Origin of the sequence: Duganella sp. sic0402, assembly GCF_019219065.1 — a bacterium.
In the GTDB taxonomy this organism is placed as follows: Bacteria; Pseudomonadota; Gammaproteobacteria; order Burkholderiales; family Burkholderiaceae_D; genus Rugamonas.
Genome location: NZ_JAHUWK010000007.1, coordinates 277,504 through 297,260, shown reverse-complemented (window position 1 = coordinate 297,260; position 19,757 = coordinate 277,504). Strand labels below are relative to the sequence as shown.

At 62.5% G+C, this 19,757-nt stretch carries 19 protein-coding genes; 14 read left to right on the top strand and 5 right to left on the bottom strand.

All coding sequences use genetic code 11. The features are described from left to right. Window positions 1-11: 11 nt before the first annotated feature. Both KW842_RS18400 and KW842_RS18395 read left to right on the top strand, forming a co-directional pair. The gene (locus KW842_RS18400; protein WP_218305552.1) at window positions 12-926 is read left to right on the top strand and encodes a hypothetical protein; all 915 of its coding nucleotides are present in this window, start codon (window positions 12-14) and stop codon (window positions 924-926) included. Window positions 927-928: 2 nt separating this feature from the next. Beyond that, a complete protein-coding gene (locus KW842_RS18395) occupies window positions 929-1,498 on the top strand; it encodes a cytochrome c (RefSeq protein ID WP_218305551.1) in 570 nt (189 codons plus the stop codon). 3 nt (window positions 1,499-1,501) lie between these two features. Here the strand turns inward: KW842_RS18395 and KW842_RS18390 are convergent, their stop codons facing one another. Next, window positions 1,502-2,164: a GntR family transcriptional regulator gene (locus tag KW842_RS18390; RefSeq protein WP_218305550.1), complete on the bottom strand. Its 663-nt coding sequence runs from the start codon at window positions 2,162-2,164 to the stop codon at window positions 1,502-1,504. A 124-nt stretch (window positions 2,165-2,288) separates the two neighbouring features. Here KW842_RS18390 and dctP point away from each other — a divergent pair, with 124 nt between their 5' ends. Genes dctP through KW842_RS18340 form a run of 10 tightly spaced genes read left to right on the top strand, consistent with a single transcriptional unit; the run spans window position 2,289 to window position 11,267 of the window. Next, a complete protein-coding gene (gene dctP / locus KW842_RS18385; RefSeq protein WP_218305549.1) occupies window positions 2,289-3,305 on the top strand; it encodes a TRAP transporter substrate-binding protein DctP in 1,017 nt (338 codons plus the stop codon). Further along, on the top strand, window positions 3,302-3,859 hold the full coding sequence (locus KW842_RS18380; protein WP_218305548.1) for a TRAP transporter small permease: 558 nt from the start codon (window positions 3,302-3,304) through the stop codon (window positions 3,857-3,859). The genes dctP and KW842_RS18380 overlap by 4 nt, the downstream gene beginning before the upstream one ends. Further along, the gene (locus KW842_RS18375) at window positions 3,856-5,205 is read left to right on the top strand and encodes a TRAP transporter large permease (RefSeq protein WP_218305547.1); all 1,350 of its coding nucleotides are present in this window, start codon (window positions 3,856-3,858) and stop codon (window positions 5,203-5,205) included. The genes KW842_RS18380 and KW842_RS18375 overlap by 4 nt, the downstream gene beginning before the upstream one ends. Window position 5,206: 1 nt before the next feature. Continuing rightward, window positions 5,207-6,859, top strand: coding sequence for a malonate decarboxylase subunit alpha (mdcA, locus tag KW842_RS18370; protein ID WP_218305546.1), 1,653 nt, complete (start codon window positions 5,207-5,209; stop codon window positions 6,857-6,859). A gap of 11 nt (window positions 6,860-6,870) precedes the next feature. Next, on the top strand, window positions 6,871-7,185 hold the full coding sequence (gene mdcC / locus KW842_RS18365; RefSeq protein WP_218305545.1) for a malonate decarboxylase acyl carrier protein: 315 nt from the start codon (window positions 6,871-6,873) through the stop codon (window positions 7,183-7,185). Beyond that, complete coding sequence (locus KW842_RS18360; RefSeq protein ID WP_218305544.1) at window positions 7,182-8,081, top strand: biotin-independent malonate decarboxylase subunit beta; 900 nt, start codon at window positions 7,182-7,184, stop codon at window positions 8,079-8,081. Before mdcC ends, KW842_RS18360 begins: the two co-directional genes overlap by 4 nt. Before the next feature lies 1 nt (window position 8,082). After that, window positions 8,083-8,799 carry a biotin-independent malonate decarboxylase subunit gamma gene (gene mdcE / locus KW842_RS18355; RefSeq protein ID WP_218305543.1) on the top strand — a complete coding sequence of 239 codons (717 nt, stop codon included), beginning with the start codon at window positions 8,083-8,085 and terminating at the stop codon, window positions 8,797-8,799. After that, window positions 8,783-9,433: a malonate decarboxylase holo-[acyl-carrier-protein] synthase gene (gene mdcG, locus KW842_RS18350; RefSeq protein WP_218305542.1), complete on the top strand. Its 651-nt coding sequence runs from the start codon at window positions 8,783-8,785 to the stop codon at window positions 9,431-9,433. The genes mdcE and mdcG overlap by 17 nt, the downstream gene beginning before the upstream one ends. After that, entirely contained in the window at window positions 9,433-10,359 is a 927-nt protein-coding gene (gene mdcB, locus KW842_RS18345; RefSeq protein ID WP_218305541.1) for a triphosphoribosyl-dephospho-CoA synthase MdcB, read from the top strand. The genes mdcG and mdcB overlap by 1 nt, the downstream gene beginning before the upstream one ends. Next, entirely contained in the window at window positions 10,356-11,267 is a 912-nt protein-coding gene (locus KW842_RS18340) for an acyltransferase domain-containing protein (protein WP_218305540.1), read from the top strand. Before mdcB ends, KW842_RS18340 begins: the two co-directional genes overlap by 4 nt. Here KW842_RS18340 and trxC read toward each other — a convergent pair. The 3 genes from trxC to KW842_RS18325 all read right to left on the bottom strand — a co-directional run bounded on the left by trxC (window position 11,264) and on the right by KW842_RS18325 (window position 16,611). After that, window positions 11,264-11,722 carry a thioredoxin TrxC gene (gene trxC / locus KW842_RS18335; protein WP_218305539.1) on the bottom strand — a complete coding sequence of 153 codons (459 nt, stop codon included), beginning with the start codon at window positions 11,720-11,722 and terminating at the stop codon, window positions 11,264-11,266. The genes KW842_RS18340 and trxC overlap by 4 nt on opposite strands. Before the next feature lie 102 nt (window positions 11,723-11,824). Further along, the gene (locus KW842_RS18330; protein WP_218305538.1) at window positions 11,825-14,674 is read right to left on the bottom strand and encodes a TonB-dependent receptor domain-containing protein; all 2,850 of its coding nucleotides are present in this window, start codon (window positions 14,672-14,674) and stop codon (window positions 11,825-11,827) included. Between the two features lie 296 nt (window positions 14,675-14,970). Next, window positions 14,971-16,611, bottom strand: a complete 1,641-nt coding sequence (locus KW842_RS18325; protein ID WP_218305537.1) for an OFA family MFS transporter — start codon at window positions 16,609-16,611, stop codon at window positions 14,971-14,973. Window positions 16,612-16,793: 182 nt separating this feature from the next. Here KW842_RS18325 and KW842_RS18320 point away from each other — a divergent pair, with 182 nt between their 5' ends. Continuing rightward, window positions 16,794-17,120: a flagellar basal body rod C-terminal domain-containing protein gene (locus tag KW842_RS18320; RefSeq protein WP_218305536.1), complete on the top strand. Its 327-nt coding sequence runs from the start codon at window positions 16,794-16,796 to the stop codon at window positions 17,118-17,120. A gap of 34 nt (window positions 17,121-17,154) precedes the next feature. Then, complete coding sequence (locus KW842_RS18315; protein WP_218305535.1) at window positions 17,155-18,657, top strand: class I adenylate-forming enzyme family protein; 1,503 nt, start codon at window positions 17,155-17,157, stop codon at window positions 18,655-18,657. Here the strand turns inward: KW842_RS18315 and KW842_RS18310 are convergent. Then, window positions 18,644-19,618: a DUF4105 domain-containing protein gene (locus KW842_RS18310; RefSeq protein ID WP_218305534.1), complete on the bottom strand. Its 975-nt coding sequence runs from the start codon at window positions 19,616-19,618 to the stop codon at window positions 18,644-18,646. The two genes, KW842_RS18315 and KW842_RS18310, sit on opposite strands and share 14 nt — an antisense overlap. Between the last annotated feature and the right edge of the window lie 139 nt (window positions 19,619-19,757).

Here is a 19,757-nt window from a genome sequence, read left to right as displayed (position 1 = left end):
AGATCAAGTGCATGACGTGGGCGAAGCGTGTCTTCTTATTGAGCGTGCTGGCCGCGCTGGGTAGCAACGCGCTGGCGCAAAACCGCACCGCTCCGGCGCGTCCGGCCGCATCAGACAACGGCGATGCGGAAACTGAAATGTTCAAGCCGCTCAACTACCAGGGCCCGCCTGTGGCGACGCCGCGTTTATCGGATGGCAAACCGGACCTCAGCGGCTTCTGGCAAGGCGTGCGCGCCAAGGGTACGCCTGGCGGTAATCATGGCAAAGACCAACCTGGCTTTATCCTGCCGCTCAGCGAAAAGGGCAAGCGCGCGATGATCTATTCGCAGAACCACGCGCCGGACCCGGAGGCGGTCTGCATCAATGGCGGGATCCCACGTCACAATAGCAGCGGGCTGCCGTTTGAGATCCTGCACACGGCCGATCGCTTCGCCACGCTCTATCACTACACCACGCACCGTTCGGCAACGGTCGGACCGAAGCGCGACCTGCCGCCGAAAGAGCAAATCACCAAAACCTATTTCGGCACCAACGTCGCTTATTGGGACGGCGATACGCTGGTGATCGAAACCACCGGCTTGCGCGATTCCTCTTTCGAAAAAATCTGGCTGGATGAAAACGGCAATCCCACCAGCGATCAAACCAAGGTGATCGAGCGCTGGTCGCGGCCGGACTATCACCACCTGCAACTGGAAGAAACCGTGATCGATCCGAAGTACTACCGCGAGCCGTTCAAGTTCACGCGCAAGTGGAATTACGGCGGCGATGGACGTGGCGTCGGCGAATATTCCTGCAATGAGAACAATGTCGAGCATGAGCATATCGGACCAGGCGCAGGCGTGATCGGTCCCGATGGCAATCGCGGTTTCGGCTACAACGCGCCGCTGCCTAAAGCCCCTCCGGGCCCGGATGCCTACGATTTATGATCATGCGCAAACACACGATACGACGCGCGACAGCGCTGGCGGCGTTCGCGCTGCTGGCGGCGTGCCAGCAGCAAACGGAAACGGTAAAGCCGGTGGCGCAGGTCACTTTGCAGGATGCGATGAATCACATCATTGATCCGGAAGCCGATGTGATCTGGCACGCTACCGGCACCATCGCCACCAAGGAGGGGGTGATCGAGAACTATCCCAGAACCGAGAAAGACTGGGAAGCGCAACGCCGCGCCGCATTGCGTCTGCTGGAGGCCAGCAATATGTTGTTGATAGCGGACCGCAGAGTCACCGATAAGCCGTTTGAGTCGGCCGGTCCCGGTGTTTACAGCTCGGCGGAAGTGCAGCGTCAGATTGATACCAATCGCAGCGCCTTCAATGCGCTGGCCTTGAACTTGCGCGACGCGTCGCAGCAGCTGCTGAAGGCCAGCGACAAGCGCGATGTGGAGTCGCTGATGAAATTGGGTGATGGCCTGGATCACGCATGCGAGGCGTGCCACAAGACGTTCTGGTATCCGGCTGAAAAATTCCCGCGCCTGCCGGCGATACCGCCTTCGCCTTAAAGGCTATGCCGCGTCCTGCCGCAGCTGCGGCAGCGACGCCATCAAGTCGGAAAAGCGCTGCCCCTGAATCATGACGTGCTCGCGCAGCAGCTGCGCCGCCAGTTCGCCGTCGCCATCCAAAATGGCTTTCACCACGCCGTCATGCTCGTTGTAGGAATTGGCCAGGCGATTGCGCACGCGCAGTTGCAGGCGGCGGTAAGGACGCAGGCGTCGATATAGCGCGCGCGTCTGCTCGATCAGGAACTGATTGTGGCTGCCGGCGTAAATCGCCTCGTGAAAAATCTCGTTCTGATAATAGTAAGTGTCCGGCTCCTGCGCATCCAGCGCGGCCTGGCAGGCCTGGTGCGCAGCCAGCAAGGCCTGCTGCTCCTCCGGCGTCATACGGCGCGCAGCCAGGCGGCCGCAGGTCGACTCCAGTTCCGACATCACCTCGAACATTTCCACCAGCTGCTGCGGCCCAAGCTCCGCCACGATGGCGCCGCGCCGTGGACGTATCACCACCAGCCCCATCGACGATAGCTGTATCAGCGTCTCGCGGATCGGCGTGCGGGACACGCCAAAGCGCGCGGCCAGCTCGGTTTCGTCCAGATGCTGGCCCGGCTTCAACTGGCCTACAGCGATCATTTCTTCGATCTGTTCACGGAGGTTGGCGGAGTGTGTCGTCATGATGTGGTCATTATATCGCTTGACAATGTATTCGCAACCGCTATTCTTGTATACACAAAAAAGGTTATTGCATATCAAATGCGAATAATGATAATGTTTCCGTACATCAACCCTTGGAGGACGTATGAGTGCCATCACCCGCCGGTCCGTACTAGCAGCGATCGCCGCTAGCCCGTTGTTGTTGCAGCAAACTGCTTGGGCCCAAACCTCGCTCAAGATTTCCCATCAATTCCCTGGCGGCACCCTCACTGAAGGCGACTTCCGTGACCGCCTGACGCGCATGTTTTCGGCGGAAGTGGAAAAGCGCTCGAAAGGCGCGTTGAAATTCGCGGTCTATCCCGGCTCGTCGCTGATGAAGACCAACGCCCAGTTCTCCGCCATGCGCAAGGGCGCGCTGGATCTGTCGCTGGTGCCGCTGTCGTACGCCGGCGGCGAAGTCCCGGAAGTGAATATCGGCCTGATGCCCGGCCTGGTCACCTCCTACGACCAAGCCTACGGCTGGAAGAACGCCGAAGTCGGCAAGGAACTGTCGCGCATCCTGTACGACAAGGGCATCGTCATGGTCAGCTGGATCTGGCAGGCTGGCGGCATGGCTTCGCGCACCAAGCCGGTACTCGATCCGGACGACGCCAAGGGCATGAAAATCCGTGGCGGCTCGCGTGAAATGGACATGATGCTGAAGGCCGCCGGCGCCGCCGTGGTCACGCTGCCGTCCAATGAAATCTATGCCGCCATGCAGACCGGCGCCATGGAAGCGGCGCTGACCTCGTCCACCTCGCTGATCTCATTCCGCCTTGAAGAGGTATCGAAGGCGCTGGTCACCGGCCGCACCGGCTCCTACTGGTTCATGCTGGAACCACTGATGATGTCGCGCGCCATCTTCGACAAGCTGCCGAAGGACCAGCAGCAACTGATCCTCGCGGTCGGCGCCGAGCTGGAAACGTTTGCGCTCAAATCCTCGAAGGAAGACGACCAGCAAGTCGCCGTGGTCTATCAGAAGGCCGGCGCCAAAGTGGCCGACATGAGCGCGGCATCGCTGAAAAAATGGCAGACCATCGCCCGTGCCACCGCATGGAAGGACTACGGCGAAAAGAACGCCAGCTGCGCCAACCTGCTTAAACTGGCGGAGAAAACGCTGTGAGCCACGGCGTAGATCTCGCACCGCCGCGCGGGCCGGCGCCGCCGGACAACGCCATCATCGCGGCGCTAACGGCGGCGCTGGACAAGCTGAATCGCGGCTTGATGGTGCTGTCAATGATGGCGCTGGTGCTGACCGCCATCGTGCTGACGTATTCGGTGGTGTCGCGTTATTTCTTCCACGCGCCCACTGACTGGCAGGATGAAGCCTCGGTGTTCATGCTGGTTGGCGTGACCTTCTTCACCACTGCCTTCGTCCAGTACCATCGCGGCCATATCGGCATTGAAGCCATCGCCGGCCTGCTGCCGCGCCGCGTGAATGCGGTGCGGCTGTTCGTGGTAGACCTGGCATCAACGCTGTTTTGCGCCTTCTTCACCTGGAAATCGTGGATGCTGTTCCACGAAGCCTGGGTCGACGGCCAGACTACCTCCTCCACTTTTGCGCCGCCGCTGTGGATACCCTACTCCATGATGGCTGCCGGCATGACGCTGCTCACGCTGCAACTGCTGCTGCAAACGCTCGCCCGCCTCACCAACAAATCGGAGCCTTCCGCATGAGTGAACTGACTTTAGGCGCGCTGTACGGCGCCGTCACGCTGGTGGTGATGTTCTCCGGGATGCCGATTGCCTTCGCGCTGGGTATCGTCGCCACCGGCTTTATGTACTTCTTCATGCCAGCTTCGTCGCTAGATACAGTGACGCAAAACGTCTACGAAGAAATGGCGTCGATCACGCTGCTGTCGATACCGCTGTTTATCCTGAAGGGGGCGGCCATCGGCAAATCGCCGGCCGGGCGCGACCTGTACTCCGCGATTCATACGTGGATGCACAAGATCCCCGGCGGCCTGGGTATCGCCAACGTGTTTGCCTGTGCCCTGTTCGCGGCAATGGCTGGCTCCTCGCCTGCCACCTGCTCGGCAATCGGTTCGGCCGGCATTCCGGAAATGCGCAAGCGCGGCTACTCGCCTGGCTTCGCGGCCGGTATCATCGCGGCCGGCGGCACACTGGGCATTCTGCTGCCGCCGTCGATCACCATGATCCTGTACGCGGTGGCGGCCGAGCAGTCGCTGGGACGGTTGTTCCTGGCCGGTATCGGGCCTGGCATCCTGCTGGTGGTGCTGTTTGCCGGCTACGCCGTCTACCGCGCCCGCAAGGAATACCGCCTGGCGCTGGATATCTACCAGAAAGGCGGCGAAAAATCGGCCTATCTGGAAGACGAGCATTTCACGCTGCGTGAAAAAGTGGAAATGCTGCCGCGCGTGCTGCCTTTCATCGTACTGCTGATCGGCGTGATGGTGGCGCTGTACGGTGGCTTCGCCACGCCGTCCGAAACCGCCGGCCTGGGAGCGCTGCTGGCGCTGGCACTGCTGGCAGTGATCTACGGCGTGTGGAAGCCCAAGGACCTGTCGCCCATCCTCGGCTCGTCGATCAAGGAATCGACCATGCTGCTGCTGATTATCGGCATGTCGCTGCTGTATTCCTATGTGATGAGTTATCTGCACATCAGCCAATCAGCCGCTGCGTGGGTAGTGGAACTGCACCTGTCAAAATGGGTGCTGCTGGCGGTGATACTATTGATGGTGGTGGTCTTCGGCTTCTTCCTGCCGCCAGTCTCGATCATCCTGATGACCGCACCCATCATCCTGCCGCCGCTGCGCGAAGCCGGTTTTGACCTGATCTGGTTCGGCATCGTCATGACGGTGGTGATGGAGATGGGGCTGATCCACCCGCCGGTGGGGCTAAACATATTCGTCATCAAGAACATCGCGCCGGACATTCCTTTAAAGGATGTGATCTGGGGCGTGTTCCCCTTCCTGTTGCTGATGGTGGTTGCAGTGCTGCTGCTATGCCTCTTCCCGTCGATTGCAACCGGCCTGCCTGACATGATTATGGGAGCAAAATAAAATGTCCTGGAACACCTTGCAGCAAAATCGCGATGCGCGATTGCAGCGCGCCCGTACCGCATTGGGCAATCAGCTGGACGGCAAAAGCCTGCCGGCCGCGCGCATCGCCGATCTGCTGCATGCGGTCGTCGAATGCGGCGACCGCGTCTGCCTCGAAGGCAATAACCAGAAGCAGGCCGATTTCCTCGGCCATGCGCTGGCCAACCTCGATCCGGCACGCGTCAACGACTTGCATATGCTGCAGTCGGTACTGGCATTGCCGGAACATCTGGATGTCTTCGAGCGGGGCGTCGCCTCGCGGCTGGATTTTTCCTTCTCCGGCCCTCAGGCGGCGCGGGTGGCGCGGCTGGCTTCGGCCGGCAAGCTGAATATCGGCGCCATCCACACCTATCTGGAACTGTTCAGCCGCTACTTCATCGACCTGCCGCCGCGCGTCTGCCTGATCGCGGCGGAAGCGGCCGACCGGCACGGCAATCTGTACACCGGCCCGAACACCGAGGACACGCCGGCCATTGTTGAAGCGACGGCGTTCAAGCAAGGCATCGTCATCGTCCAGGTCAACAAGCTGGTGGACCAGGTGCCGCGCGTCGACGTGCCTGGCGACTGGGTAGACTTTGTGGTGCAGTCGCCGCGTCCTTACTACATCGAGCCGCTGTTCACCCGCGACCCGGCGCAGATTTCGGAGATCCAGGTGCTGATGGCGATGATGGCTATCAAGGGCATCTACGCCGAGTACGGGGTGCAGCGGCTGAACCACGGCATCGGCTTCGATACCGCTGCTATTGAACTGCTGCTGCCGACCTATGCCGAGTCGCTGGGCTTGCGCGGTAAGATCGGTAAGCACTGGGCGCTGAATCCGCACCCGGCGCTGATACCGGCGATTGAAGCAGGCTTCGTCACCTCCATCCATTCATTCGGCTCGGAGCTGGGCATGGAGGATTACATCCATGCGCGGCCGGATGTGTTTGCGATTGGCCCGGACGGCAGTATGCGCAGCAACCGCGCCATGTGCCAGGCGGCCGGACACTATGCCTGCGATATGTTCATCGGCTCGACCTTGCAGATCGATTTGCAGGGCAATTCCTCCACCGCGACGGCGGGCCGTATCTCCGGCTTCGGCGGCGCTTCCAATATGGGCGCGGATGCGCGCGGCCGGCGTCACGCCAGCCCGGCGTGGCTGAAGGCCGGTGAGCAGGCGCGCGCGGGCCGCAACACCATTCCGCGCGGCCAGAAGCTTGTGGTGCAGATGGTGGAAACCTTCCGCGAACACATGCAGCCGGCTTTTGTCGACAAGCTGGATGCGTGGGAACTGATGGAACAAGCGAAGATGGCCATTCCGCCGGTAATGATCTACGGTGATGATGTGACCCACATCCTGACCGAAGAAGGCATTGCCAACCTGCTGCTGTGCCGCACCGACGAGGAACGTGAACAGGCCATCCGCGGCGTGGCGGGTTATACACCGGTGGGCCTGTCGCGCGACAAGCGTGCAGTGGAAAATCTGCGCGACCGTGGCGTGATCACGCGCGCCGAGGATCTGGGCATCGACAAGCGGCTGGCCACGCGCGACCTGCTGGCGGCGCGTAATATGAAAGACCTGGTGCGCGCATCGGGCGGTTTGTACAATCCGCCCAAGCGTTTCCGCAACTGGTAAGGAGCACTACGATGGAAACTCTCAATTATCGTTTTGAACAAGGCATCCGTCGCCTGTCTGCATCGCCGGAGGTAGTGGGCGTGGTCGGTTCGGGCAATCTGGAAGTGCTGATCGAACCCGCCGATCTGAATGGCGCGTGCAGCGTCGAGATCACCACGGCCGCTGTCGGCTTCGGGCCGATCTGGCAGGCGGTAATCAGCGACTTCAACACGCGCTGGCAGCTGGCCGACACCCGCATTTCGATCAACGACATGGGCGCCACGCCGGCCGTGGTCAGTCTGCGGCTGGACCAGGCAGTGGAAACCATGCTGGGAGAAACCCGATGAGCCGCCCGATCAGTTATCAGGAAGCGACCGCGCGCGAGCGCCTGCAACAGCTATTCGACACCGGTAGCTTCAAGGAATTCCTGCCACCGTCTGAACGCGTCACCAGCCCTCACCTGCCGCAATTGAACGCCCCGGTGGCGTTTGACGATGGCGTGGCAGTCGGCAGCGCGCAGTTGGGCGGCGTGCCGGTTTACGTGGCGGCGCAGGAAGGCGCTTTCATGGGCGGCGCGGTTGGCGAGGTGCATGGCGCCAAGCTGGTTGGCCTGCTGCGCAAGGCAGTCGCAGATAAAGTGGCGGCCGTGGTGCTGTTAGTGGAATCAGGCGGCGTGCGGCTGCACGAAGCCAATGCCGGCCTGATCGCCGTATCGGAAGTGATGCGCGCCCTGCTGGACGCGCGCGACGCTGGCGTGCCGGTGATTGCGCTGGTGGGTGGATCGAATGGCGCGTTCGGCGGCATGGGCATTGTGACCCGCTGCGCCAACGTGGTGGTCATGTCGGAGGAAGGCCGGCTGGCGATGTCCGGCCCGGAAGTGATCGAAACCGCCAACGGCGTGGAAGAATTTGATTCGCGCGACCGCGCACTGGTGTGGCGCACCTCGGGCGGCAAGCATCGTTACCTGCTGGGCGATTGCCAGCGCATCGTCGCCGATGATGTTGCGGCCTTCCGCCAGGCGGCCAAGGAGGCGTTGGCGTCGTTCGCCGGCCAAGATGCGGGGCTGACGCTGGAGGCGCTGGAGGCCGAACAGAAAATGCTGCAAGTGCGCCTGCAACAGTATGGCGCGCTGCGCGATCCGGTCGACATCTGGAGCGCCATGCAGGTGCCGGATGCGGACAATATTCCGATGCTGGACGTGGACAGCTTTATCGCGGCGGCTTCGCAACGCAAGGGAGTCTGAGATGGATTGGAAAAAACTGGCGGATACGCTGTTCCCGGAAGGTCATTCCATCGTTGAACAGAATGAATTCCTGAGCGGCGGTGCGAAAGTCGATGGCCAGGACGTGGCGGTCATCGGCACCACTGGCCACACGCCGATTGGTGTGGAGATCGCGCTGGCGCAAGCGCAGGCGATTTTGCGCACGGTGCGCGACTTCCCCGGCCGGCCTATTCTCATGTTGATCGATACACAAGGCCAGCGTCTGCGCCACCGTGATGAGATGCTGGGCATCAATAGCTATATGGCGCACCTCGGAAAATGCGTGGACCTGGCGCGGCGCAAGGGGCACAAGATTATCGGCCTGGTGTATGACCAGGCGCTGTCGGGCGGTTTTATCACCAGCGGCTTGATGGCGGACGCCTGCTACGCCTTGCCCGATGCAACCATTCGCGTGATGGGTTTGCCAGCAATGGCGCGCATTACCAAAGTGCCGGAAGAGCGCTTGACCGAGCTAGCGCAAAGCAATCCGGTGTTTGCGCCGGGACCAGAAAACTATTTGCGCATGGGTGGCCTGGAGTCGATCTGGAGCGGCGATCTTGCGGCGCATTTGCGCGCGGCGCTGGCGCAGCAAACCACTGGCGATCAACGCAGTGCGCTGGGCTTGCAGCGTGGCGGCCGCCGTCTGGCGCAGCCGGTGATTGATGCGGTGCTTACCGGCAGCCATGTCCAGCGTGCTTGAACGCCATGCGCTGGCCTGGCTGACTGCCGACGGCTGGCAGACGGCCATGGCTGCGAATCCGCAGCATACTGCGGCGCTGGCACAATGGCGCCAGCAGGATTGGCCTGTGGTGGCGCGCCGGTTGGACGCGGAGGCCACGGACAGCGAAGTGTGCCTCGGCTTGCCGCTACCGCCAGACACCGCCGGCGTCAAGGTGCGCATTGCGTTGCGCGTTCACGTCTCGCACATTGCCCGCGCGTCGGATGCGATCCCTCTGCGCTCGGCGCTGCCGGCTTCCGGTGTATGGTGCGATGCGCTGGCCGCCTTGTGCGATGAGGCGCCGGATCTGCGCGTGTTTGGTTCACTGGCGATGCAGACCTTGACTGAGCAGCGCTATGTGTCGCCGTCATCAGATATTGATTTGCTGTTCAAGCCTGCAAACCGCCAGCAGCTGGAAGATGGCATCGTCACGCTTGCCCGCCACGCACAGCATTTGCCGCTGGATGGCGAGATTGTCTTCCCTGGCGGCGCGGCGGTATCGTGGAAAGAGTGGAGGATCGCGATGGCGCATCCGGCAAAAGTGATGGTGAAAGAATTGAGGTCAGTGCACTTGGCCCATACCGCGTCGCTGCTGGCGACGCTGGAGGCTCATTGATGCGCGCGGCCGTCTTCAGCAGCAGCGCCACTGGCCACAGTAGGCCCAGCGTCGCCGCCCTGCCGCGTCCGGGTCACGCTGCGCGCAAGGCGTTTGCGCGTGAGGTTGCGCGGCTGGCGGTGCGCAGCCTGCATGCAGAGCTATGCCTGTATCCCAAACCAGGACTGGTGTCGCCAGTCGACAACGGCAGCCATGACGATATGGATGCCGGCACGTTCATGCGCAGCATGTTCGCGCTGCGCCACTATTTCAGGAAAATCTGTGTGGCAGGATGGAATGACGCGCCGTTTGCGCAGCTCAAAAAACTGGGTATCGCAGCGGAAGCGGCCATGCTGAACGCCACCCAAGGTATCAACACGCATCGCGGCGCGATCTTCAGCCTCGGCATGCTATGCGCCTCCGCCGGCCGCGCCCGCGCGCAAGGCACGCCGCTAGCGCCATCCGGCCTGCGCGCCATCATGCTGATACGCTGGGGCGAGGAACTCGCACAACACGCCGCAAGCGCGGGTGCTACGGGCCCAAGCAATGGCCTCCGTGTGGCGGCGCAATATGCGGTGAGTGGCGCGCGAGAGGAAGGCGCGCTGGGGCTACCGTCTGTATTTGAGATCGGCATTCCCGCGCTGCTGCGCGCGCGGACACGCGGCGCCACCGTCACTGAGGAGCGCGTCGATACGCTGTATGCGCTGATGGCCCACATCAGCGACAGCAACGTCTATCACCGCGCCGGACCGCAAGGTGCGCAGATCGTGCGCGAGCATGCTGAGGGCTTCCTGGCACAAGGCGGCACCGCCAACGCCGGCTGGCGCGAGGCCGCGCTGCATAGCCACCGCGTCTTTATGCTGCACCGCCTTTCACCCGGCGGCGCGGCAGATTTACTGGCGGCTTGCTGCCTGGTGCAATCCCTGTCGGCGCTGGACGGCAAATGAGCCGTGCACACCTGTTGCTGCTATGCCCCGGCCAGGGCGACCAGCATCCCGATATGTTCAACCTGGCCCGCACACACGCCGGCGCCAGCGCCCTCGCCGACCGGCTACTGGCCAGCCAGCCGCACGATGGCGACCTATACGCCAACCGCATCGCCCAGCCGTTGATCGTCACCGCAACGCTCTGCATGTGGGAAGCCATCCGCGATATCGCCCCGCTACCGGCACTGGTGGCCGGCTACAGCATCGGCGAACTGTCAGCCTACGGCGTCGCAGGCGCGATCGCGCCGGAACAGGCGATAACGCTGGCAACACATCGCGCGCAACTGATGGACGACTGCCGGCGCGCAGCACCGGGCCAGGCGCTGCTGACCATCACCGGCCTGATGCTCTCTAGCGCCAGCAAGCTCGCTCAACAGCACGGCTACCACATCAGCATAGAAACCGGCGAAGACACCTGCATCGTTGGCGGAAGCGCCGCGCAAGCCGATTCATTGCAACAGGCGATAGAGGCCGCCGGCGCGCGCAGCCGCCGCCTGCCGGTCGAAGTGGCGTCGCACACGCCCTTCATGCAAGCCGCCGTCGCACCATTTTCCCAGGCGCTCGATGCGACGCCATTCCAGCCGCTGCAAGCGCCAGTCCTGGCCGGCATCGACGCAACAGCTGTACGCGACCAGCCACGCGCTGTCGCAACGCTATCGCGCCAACTGGCGGAGAAAATCCGCTGGCTCGCCTGCATGGACGCCTCAGCCGAAGCCGGCATCACCGTCGCGCTGGAACTGGGTCCGGGCAGCGCCCTATCGCGCATGCTGCAACAGCGCCACCCGCACATCAACACCCGCTCAGTGAGCGACTTCCGCACACTGGAAGGCATCGGCAAATGGCTGGAGCGCGCCGCCGAAGACGATTAACGGTTGTTCTGCGTCGCCCAGGCGATGATATTCTGCGCATCCATCGCGCCCGGCTGGCGCGCCACTTCACGCCCGCCCTTGAACAAGACCAGGGTCGGAATGCTGCGGATCGCATAGCGCGCCGCCAGATCCTGCGCCTGTTCGGTATCCACCTTCACTACGCGGAACTGCGGCTCCAGCCGCTGCGTGGCCTGCGCATAAAATGGCGCCATGGTCCGGCAGGGTCCGCACCACGGCGCCCAGAAGTCCACCAGCACCGGAATATCGCTACGCTCGATATGCTTGAGGAAGCGCGCGCTGCTCAGGTCCACCGGCGCACCGGTAAACAGCGCCTTCTGGCATTTCCCGCACACCGGCTGCGCCGCCAGCCTGGCGGACGGCACGCGATTCACCGCATCGCAATGCGGACAAACAATATGCAGCGACTCAGGCTGCGCGTTGGTTGGATGGTTCATGATTCATCTCCTGCGACAAGCTGAGCATGATAATCCAAGGACAAAAAAAATGCCGCACCATGCGCATTTCGCGCAGGGTGCGGCATCGCTGAATAGCAGTGCTTAGAACTTGTACTCGACCGACAGGCGGTAAGTACGGCCCATCATGTCAGCCATACTGGTGATATAGCCGTTGTAGATGGTGTTGGCGGTAATCGGCGGCCATTCCTGCGTGATATTGTTCACACCCAGCGAAATGGTGGTGTTCTTGATGCCGAGGTAGCGCATGTTCAGGTTGTACTGGCTGTACGAATCAACCTTGGTCATGGTCGAACCGGCGCGTGGCGTCAGATCGGTCAGGCCGGTGTTATAGCGTTGCGACAGGGTCGCGCGCCAGTCGCCGAAACTGTAGTTGACCGACGCCGTGTGCTTCCAGCGCGGGTTAATCTGCGGCATGCCTGCCAGACCGGCGTTAGGACCGGCGCTGCCATAACGGCCATCGTTGGTGATCACGCCGACGTTTTGCAGCCATACGCCATCCTTCTCGCCCTGGAACTCGTTCTTCTGATACCAGGTGCCGTCCAGTTTCACGTCGAAGTTACCGAAGCTGGCGCGTGGGAAGCGGTAAGCAGCCGACACGTCGGCGCCACGGATGCGCGCCTTGCCGCGATTGGACTGGCTGGCGATGATGTGGTCAATGGTGCCATCCGCTTTACGCAGAATGAACGACTCGTACTTGGCCGGATTCTGCTGGATCTCGGCGATCGAGGTCGCGCCCAGCACGTCGTTCAGGCGCAGGCCCCAGTAGTCGACGGTCAGGGTCAGATCCTTGAACGGTTCCAGCGCGAAGCCATACGAGAAGCCGCGCGATTTTTCCGGTTTCAGGAAGCTGTTGTTCGGCGACTTGGTCCAGTAGGCGGTGTTCACATTACACACCTGGTCAAAGGTGTAGCCTGCCCTTGGCGTACCGGTAGCTGGAACGGTCGGCTGCGAGCTCGGGCACAGAACCGGATCGTCCATCATCTGGGTACGTACTTCCGGCGTCGGATTCTGGATGTCCATGATCGACGGTGCGCGGAAACCGGTCGACACCGAGGCGCGCAGTACCAGCGGCTGAGCAGGCTGCCAGCGGGCTGCCAGTTTCGGATTGACGGTGGTGGTTTTCAGATCGTCGTAGCGGTCAGCACGCACTGCGCCGTTCAGCAGGAACTTGTCGGTCAGCGGCGCTTCGACTTCCATCGTCAGCGAAGCGATCTTGCGTTCCAGTTTCTTGGCCACGCCGGAAGGGGTTTCGCCTACCAGGTCGGTCTGCACCACGTTGCCCGAAGCGTCGATGTTGTAGCTGCCGTCAGCTTTCTTCAGCACGTAGTCGAGCGGTACGCCGCCGACCTTGGCTGAGTCCTTGCGCACTTCTGCCGACAGCGCCACCGTCAGGTCGCCGCCGCCCAGTGGCCACAGGCCTTTGGAGACGGTCAGATCGGCGCTCTGGTTGTAGGCTTTGTTCAGGCGGTAGGTATAGTCCAGCGCCTGTGCTTTGCTGAGGTATTCCGCGCCGGCCGCGTCCTGCAGGCCGAACGGATTCAGGATGCCCTGGTCGAAGCCCGCCTGGATTTTCGAGTACAGCACATAGCCGGCGCCGGCGGCGGTGTCACGCTCGGAACGGCCATAGTTGAAGCCCGCGCGATAATCCCAGCCCAGCACCGAGCCTTCAGCCGACAGCACCAGGCGGTCGTTGGTCTGACGGTCGTTACGATACGCAGGGCCCAGCTCCGCAGGTCCCCACTGGAAGTAGATGGTGCGGTTGTTCATGTTCAGATTCGATACGGCGCCCGGAGTCTTGGACGGATCGATGAACATGGTCGGCGTGTTGGCGCCGGTATTGCTGCCCACCACCTGCACTGCCGGTGTGATGCCTTTACCCGGATAGAAGCGGCTGGTCGAAGCCAGCGAATAGGTGGTGAACGGGTTGTTCGCGCCCGGCACCTGCATGCCGCGATACTTCTGCACGGTGAATTCCGAGTGCAGCAGATCCAGGTCGATGCGGTGGCCACCGTCCAGATTCAGGCTGGCGCGGCTCGACATGGTGGTGATGCGGCTACCGTCGGTAATCGCGTTCCAGAACAGCGGATTGCGCGCGCAGCCTGGCGAGTAGACCGGCGTGGCAGCGGTGCTGTTATTGCCCAGCGTCGGCGTGGCGTAAGGTGCGCCGCAACCGGTAGCAAAGGCCGGGTTGTAGTTGGTGTTGGCCGCGCGGGTGAAGCCGAAGTTGGCGAACGGCGAAGCATTGCGCGCGTCAGGCGTGATGCCCAGGCCCAGCTGGCGCAGGGTTTCAGGATCGTGCTGGTCGGGGCGGTCGTTCTGGAACAGCGCGCCCTTTTCCTGGTGGTCGGCGGCGACATAAATATTCCAGCCGTCGGAATTCAGGTTGCCCCAGCCGGCGATCAGGCCAAAGCTCTTGGTGCGGCCGCCGCCGCTCATTTCCGGCGTCGCATATTCGGCCTTGACCGCCGCGCCGCTGTAGTTACGCTTGGTCAGGTAGTTCTGCACACCGCCGATGGCGTCCGCGCCGTAGATCGACGCAGCGCCGCCGCTCAGCGTCTCCACGCGGTCCAGCGCCATGCGCGGAATCACGTTGACGGACACGTATTGATCCTGCAGCGGCTCGTTGGCCAGGCGGCGGCCGTTCAGCAGCGTCAGGGTACGCATCGGGCCAAGGCCGCGCAGGTTGGTCACCGGACCGGCGGCGCCGGAGTTGGTGCCCAGCGACAGCGACTGAGGCTGTTCCAGCACGAAGTCCTTGAGTTCGGTATTGCCGCGCGATTCCAGGTCGGTGGACTTGGTGATGCTCAGCGGGGTAGCGCCCTCGTCGGCGACGCGGCGGATCAGCGAGCCGGTCACCACGATCGATGTGACCGGTTCCGCTGCTGGGGTGGTTTGTGCCTGGGCCTGGGCTTCGGCAGCGATTTGCAACATAGCGCTTGCTACTGCACTGGCCAAGGCGAGCCGCCGCACACGTGTTTGACGTGCTGTATTCATTTCTGTCTCCTGTCGTTTTATGCGACCGATGCTACGATCATCTTTTAAGTGGTAGTACCAAATACAAAGTGGCACAACCAGTACAGTAATTTGGTCAGGCCACTTTTCCTACAAAAATTTTGTAGGCTGTTGCTAAAAAACCATATGGCATTATCGACGGGGAGCTGCGGCGGGAGGAATTACAGAGGGAAAAGCCGCACCACGAGCGTAGTGCGGCTTGCAAAACGATAGTTTTATTTGAACAGGACTGCGGCTTTCTGAACCGTGATAGCGATGCCTAACGCCAACGGAATTCCGACTGCCAGCCAGCCAAAGGCCACTGCGACCGGGCTGGTGACGCTATCCGGCGCATTGCCAGCACCCACCGTGCCACTGGAGGCGGCAACGTCACGCTCGTGCGCCAGCTTCTTCTCGGCAGCCAGTTCGGCGTCGCTCATGAAGTGCTTGTCGGCCACCGGACGCACCAGCAGGTTGCAGATCAGGCCCACCACCAGCAGGCCGGCCAGCACGTACATGGTGATGTCGTAGGCCTGCGCCTTCGGCACGCCGTTGGCGATCTGGTACTCGCGTACATAGTTGACCAGCATCGGGCCAAACACGCCAGCGGCCGCCCAGGCGGTCAGCAGACGGCCGTGGATCGCGCCCACCATCTGCGTGCCGAACAGGTCGGCCAGATAGGCCGGCACAGTGGCAAAGCCGCCGCCGTACATCGACAGGATGATGCAGAAGAAGCCCACGAACAGCGCCAGGTGGCCGCCATGCGCCATGCCTGGAATCGACGCGTACAGCGCCAGGCCCAGCAGGAAGAAAATACCGTAGGTGACCTTGCGGCCCAGGAAGTCCGAGCACGAGGCCCAGACGAAGCGGCCGCCGATGTTGAACAGCGACAGCAGGCCGGTGAAGCCGGCGGCAATCGCGGCGATCTGCGCTTTCTGCGCGGTGTCCAGCTCGTTGAAGGTGGCGGTCACACCCAGCAGCTGGCCGCCGAAGATTTCCTGCAGCAGCGGCGAGGCCATGCCCAGGATGCCGATGCCGGCTGTCACGTTCAGGCACAGCACCCACCATACCAGCCAGAATTGCGGAATGCCCCAGACTTTGCTGGCGTGCACGTGGCGGGTGGTGATCATCGCGTTGGCGTTGGTCGCAGGCGGCGTCCAGCCGGCCGGTTTCCAGCCGCTCGGCGGCACGCGGTAGGACAGCGCGCCGGCCATCATGAACACGAAGTAGATGGCGGCCATGACCAGGAAGGTCTGCCACACGCCCACTGCGTCCGGGGTGGCGAAGTATTTCATCAGCTTGTCGGCCAGTGGCGCGCCGATCATGGCACCACCACCGAAGCCCATGATGGCCATGCCGGTCGCCATGCCGCGGCGGTCCGGGAACCATTTGATCAGCGTGGACACGGGCGAAATATAGCCCAGCCCCAGGCCGATGCCGCCGATCACGCCGGAGCCCAGCCACATCAGCCAGATCTGGTGGTGATACACGCCCAGCGCGGAAATCACCAGGCCACCACACCAGCAGACAGCCGATACCACACCCGCCTTGCGCGGACCGGCGTGTTCCAGCCAGCCGCCGAACAGCCATGCGGCCAGGCCGAGGAAAACGAAGAACATGGTGTACATCCAGCCCAGCATGGAAATCTGCCAGTCGCAGCTGGACGACAGAATGCGCTCCAGGATGCCGATATCAGCCGGGCAAGCCAGCGCTTCCTTGATCCCCAGCGCTTTCGACAGCGGCAGCCAGAACACGGAGAAGCCATAGGCCATACCGATACACAGGTGGATTGCCAGCGCTGCAGGCGGCACCAGCCAACGATTGAAGCCAGCACCAGCGATGGTGCGCTCCTTCTCCAGAAAATCAAACAAAGCCATTCACTTTTTCCCCGGTTAGTGTTTCTTATGAACAATGTGGGGCGCAAGAATAACACATACATAATCCATACAAGCCACTACAACAACGCGCGCGGGGAAATTCGCCTATTTTTTAATCAGTTCGTGCATTCCGCTGCGTGAGGGTGTAAACTGCGGTTAATTGCCCGAGGGAAACCATTATTATGGCCATCGCCGTTCTCAGCTCTGGAGTCACTGGTCTCAACGCCGCCGAGCGCGCGCTGGGCAACAGCGCGCACGCGATCGCCAACATCGGCACCCAGGGTTTCCAGCCGGCGCAGGCCAACTTCGCCGAAAACGCACCTGCCGGTACCGGCGTATCGATTTCCATGCGCGGCCAGCAGCTGTTGCAAGTGGAAGGTCCGAGTGCCACCAACCTCGCCGTCGAAACCACCAACTCGCTGGTCTACAAGGCCCAGTTCGACCTGTCGGCGAAAGTCATCCAGACCGCTGACCAGAATCTCGGCACGCTGATCGACATCAAAGCTTGATCGCCGGTGGCCGTATCGGCCACAATGCGCGTTCATGAATACCGCACACCTACTCGCATCGCTCCCCTCGCGCATTTCCGCCATTCCCCGCCGCTGGGCTGAACAAACGCCAAACGCGCCGGCGCTGCACGACGGCCAGCGGCATTGGAGCTATGCCGAACTGGCGGCCGCCATCGACCAGGCCTGCACACAATTGCGCGCCTTGCAGCTGCGGCCGGGCGACCGGCTGGCCGTCATCGGCGAGAACTGTGTCGGGCAAGTGGTGCTGAGCTTTGCCGCCGCCGAATTGGATGCGTGGATTGTGCACATCAACGGCAGGCTGTCGCCGCGCGAGGTGGCGGTGGTGCTGCAACACAGTGATGCGCGCCTGGCGATCTATCTGGCGCATGCCGCTTCGCCGGAAACCGCCGCCCATGCCGAGCGCGCCGGGGCAAACCTGCGCGAGGGATGGCTGGCCGGTCCACTGAATCAGCACTGTGCGCCGGAGCCGGTGCACGCGGCAGCGCATCAGCAGGTCGCCGCGCTGCTATACACCACCGGGACCACCGGTGCGCCCAAAGGTGTGATGCTCACCCACCGCAATCTGCTGTTCATCGCCGCCGTCTCCAGCACCCTGCGCGGCCTGACACCGGATGACCGCGCCTATGGCGTGCTGCCGATCACCCACGTCTATGGCCTGACCTCGGTCATGCTGGGCACACTGTATGCCGGCGCCTGCCTGTATCTGTGCGCTCGCTTCACGCCGGATGGCCTGCTGACGGCGCTGGAACAGCACCGGCTGACCATCGTGCAGGGCGTGCCCGCCATGTATGCGAGGCTGCTGGAAAAACTTGGCGGCGCAGCCACGCCGCTGCGCACGCATCTGCGCTTTGCCTACGCGGGCGGCTCGCCGCTGGCGCCCTCGCTGAAGGCGCAGGTGGAACAGTTGCTAGGCATGCCGCTGCATAATGGCTACGGTCTGACCGAAAGCGCGCCCACCGTCAGCCAGACCCGCCTCGACCAGCCGCGCGCGGACACTTCGGTCGGCCATGCCATTCCCGGCGTAGAAATCCGCCTGCAAGGCGATCAGGCCGGCGAGCTGTGGGTGCGCGGCCCCAACGTCATGCTCGGCTACTACCGGCAGCCGGAACTGAGCGCCGCCGTGATCGACGCCGAAGGCTGGCTCAACACCGGCGACATGGTGCTCCAGGATGCGGATGGCGCGCTGTTCATCGTCGGCCGCACCAAGGAACTGATTATCCGCGCCGGTTTCAATGTCTATCCGCTGGAAGTGGAGACGCTGTTGAACGCGCATCCAGCGGTGACGCAATCAGCGGTGATTGGCCGTCCTGCCGCCGATGGCGACGAGGAAGTGGTGGCCTTTATCGAAATCGATGCCCGCCACGCCGTCGATACCGCCGAATTGCAGCATTACCTGGCGGCGCAGCTGGCGCCATACAAGCGACCTTCTCAGATCATCGTCATGGCCGCCCTGCCCGCCGCGCCCAGCGGCAAGATACTAAAGCACCAGTTGAAGCAGATGCTTAGCGACGTATAAGCTGCGAGAAGTCTTCCGACTGTCCCGCCGCACGCGCCTTGGCGGTGATGTGGGCCTGGCGCCGCAACGTATCGAAGTCGCCCGGCCCCGCCAGCGCGCCAATGTCATGCAGATAGCGATCCAGGTAACCGGATGCCAGCAAGCGCCAGTCCAGCGGCAGCCCAGGGCTGATGTGCCGCGCCATCGCGTAAACAATCGTGGTGCAGTTGGCGGTCAGCGTATTGTAGAAGCGCGGCGCGCGTTTCAGCTGCTCGCCCTCGTCCAGATACGCCAGGAACAAGGAACGCATCATTGGCGGCGGCATGCGCAGCCGGTACAGCCACATGTCTTCGTCGCGGACATTGGTGCGCACACGCAGGATGTCGCGTTCATCGGCCGCGATCAGCACCGTCTCATAGCGCTTGAAAAAGCCGGCCAGGCCGTCGAAGCTTTCGCCGCGTTCCTTGCGGATCTCAATCGAAAACGTCAGGTAGCGGCCGTCGCTGAAGCCGAACGACACCAGCGTATGCGCAATCGCGGGGCCCATCCAGTACGACAGCGCCACATCGACCGATTGCAGCTGGTTCAAATCATATCGGCGCGGCTCCCAGCGCACCGTGTAGTCGGTATCGCTGCGCCAGTCGAAATTGCGCACCTGATCCAGCGTGACGACGCTGCCATCCACTTTGCCGGCGACCATGCGCGCCACATCGTCGGCCCACAGGCGCTGGTGCGATGGCTGGATGGTGCTCCACCAGGCCATCAGGGCAAGCAGCAAGGCTAGCCAGACCGCCGGCAGCCGGTAGCGCCGCCGCCAGAAGGCGATCAGCGCGGCGACGCAAAATATCGGCCAGGCCGCCAGCGCCAGCTGGCGCGCAAGCACGCCGAAAGGCAGCTGGAACCACAGGGCGCCAGCGCCCCACGCGGAAAAAGCAATCCCTGCGAGTGTGCCGAGCGAGATAACAAGAAGACGTTTGATCATGCCGCGATTATGCGGCTAATCCTCGCGCTCGTCGATGCTGCTGGCGCATCCGATCTGGACGCAGATCAGTTTTACTGCAATACTCAGCACCACGCCGATTACACCAATCAATCCCAACATGGCAGGTTCCGTGAATGAA

Coding starts and splice junctions, on each gene's coding strand:
- KW842_RS18400 (WP_218305552.1), top strand. CDS start 12: ATGACGTGGGCGAAGCGTGTCTTCTTATTGAGCGTGCTGGCCGCGCTG.
- KW842_RS18395 (WP_218305551.1), top strand. CDS start 929: ATGCGCAAACACACGATACGACGCGCGACAGCGCTGGCGGCGTTCGCG.
- KW842_RS18390 (WP_218305550.1), bottom strand. CDS start 2,164: ATGACGACACACTCCGCCAACCTCCGTGAACAGATCGAAGAAATGATC.
- dctP (WP_218305549.1), top strand. CDS start 2,289: ATGAGTGCCATCACCCGCCGGTCCGTACTAGCAGCGATCGCCGCTAGC.
- KW842_RS18375 (WP_218305547.1), top strand. CDS start 3,856: ATGAGTGAACTGACTTTAGGCGCGCTGTACGGCGCCGTCACGCTGGTG.
- mdcA (WP_218305546.1), top strand. CDS start 5,207: ATGTCCTGGAACACCTTGCAGCAAAATCGCGATGCGCGATTGCAGCGC.
- mdcC (WP_218305545.1), top strand. CDS start 6,871: ATGGAAACTCTCAATTATCGTTTTGAACAAGGCATCCGTCGCCTGTCT.
- KW842_RS18360 (WP_218305544.1), top strand. CDS start 7,182: ATGAGCCGCCCGATCAGTTATCAGGAAGCGACCGCGCGCGAGCGCCTG.
- mdcE (WP_218305543.1), top strand. CDS start 8,083: ATGGATTGGAAAAAACTGGCGGATACGCTGTTCCCGGAAGGTCATTCC.
- mdcG (WP_218305542.1), top strand. CDS start 8,783: ATGTCCAGCGTGCTTGAACGCCATGCGCTGGCCTGGCTGACTGCCGAC.
- mdcB (WP_218305541.1), top strand. CDS start 9,433: ATGCGCGCGGCCGTCTTCAGCAGCAGCGCCACTGGCCACAGTAGGCCC.
- KW842_RS18340 (WP_218305540.1), top strand. CDS start 10,356: ATGAGCCGTGCACACCTGTTGCTGCTATGCCCCGGCCAGGGCGACCAG.
- trxC (WP_218305539.1), bottom strand. CDS start 11,722: ATGAACCATCCAACCAACGCGCAGCCTGAGTCGCTGCATATTGTTTGT.
- KW842_RS18330 (WP_218305538.1), bottom strand. CDS start 14,674: ATGTTGCAAATCGCTGCCGAAGCCCAGGCCCAGGCACAAACCACCCCA.
- KW842_RS18325 (WP_218305537.1), bottom strand. CDS start 16,611: ATGGCTTTGTTTGATTTTCTGGAGAAGGAGCGCACCATCGCTGGTGCT.
- KW842_RS18320 (WP_218305536.1), top strand. CDS start 16,794: ATGGCCATCGCCGTTCTCAGCTCTGGAGTCACTGGTCTCAACGCCGCC.
- KW842_RS18315 (WP_218305535.1), top strand. CDS start 17,155: ATGAATACCGCACACCTACTCGCATCGCTCCCCTCGCGCATTTCCGCC.
- KW842_RS18310 (WP_218305534.1), bottom strand. CDS start 19,618: ATGATCAAACGTCTTCTTGTTATCTCGCTCGGCACACTCGCAGGGATT.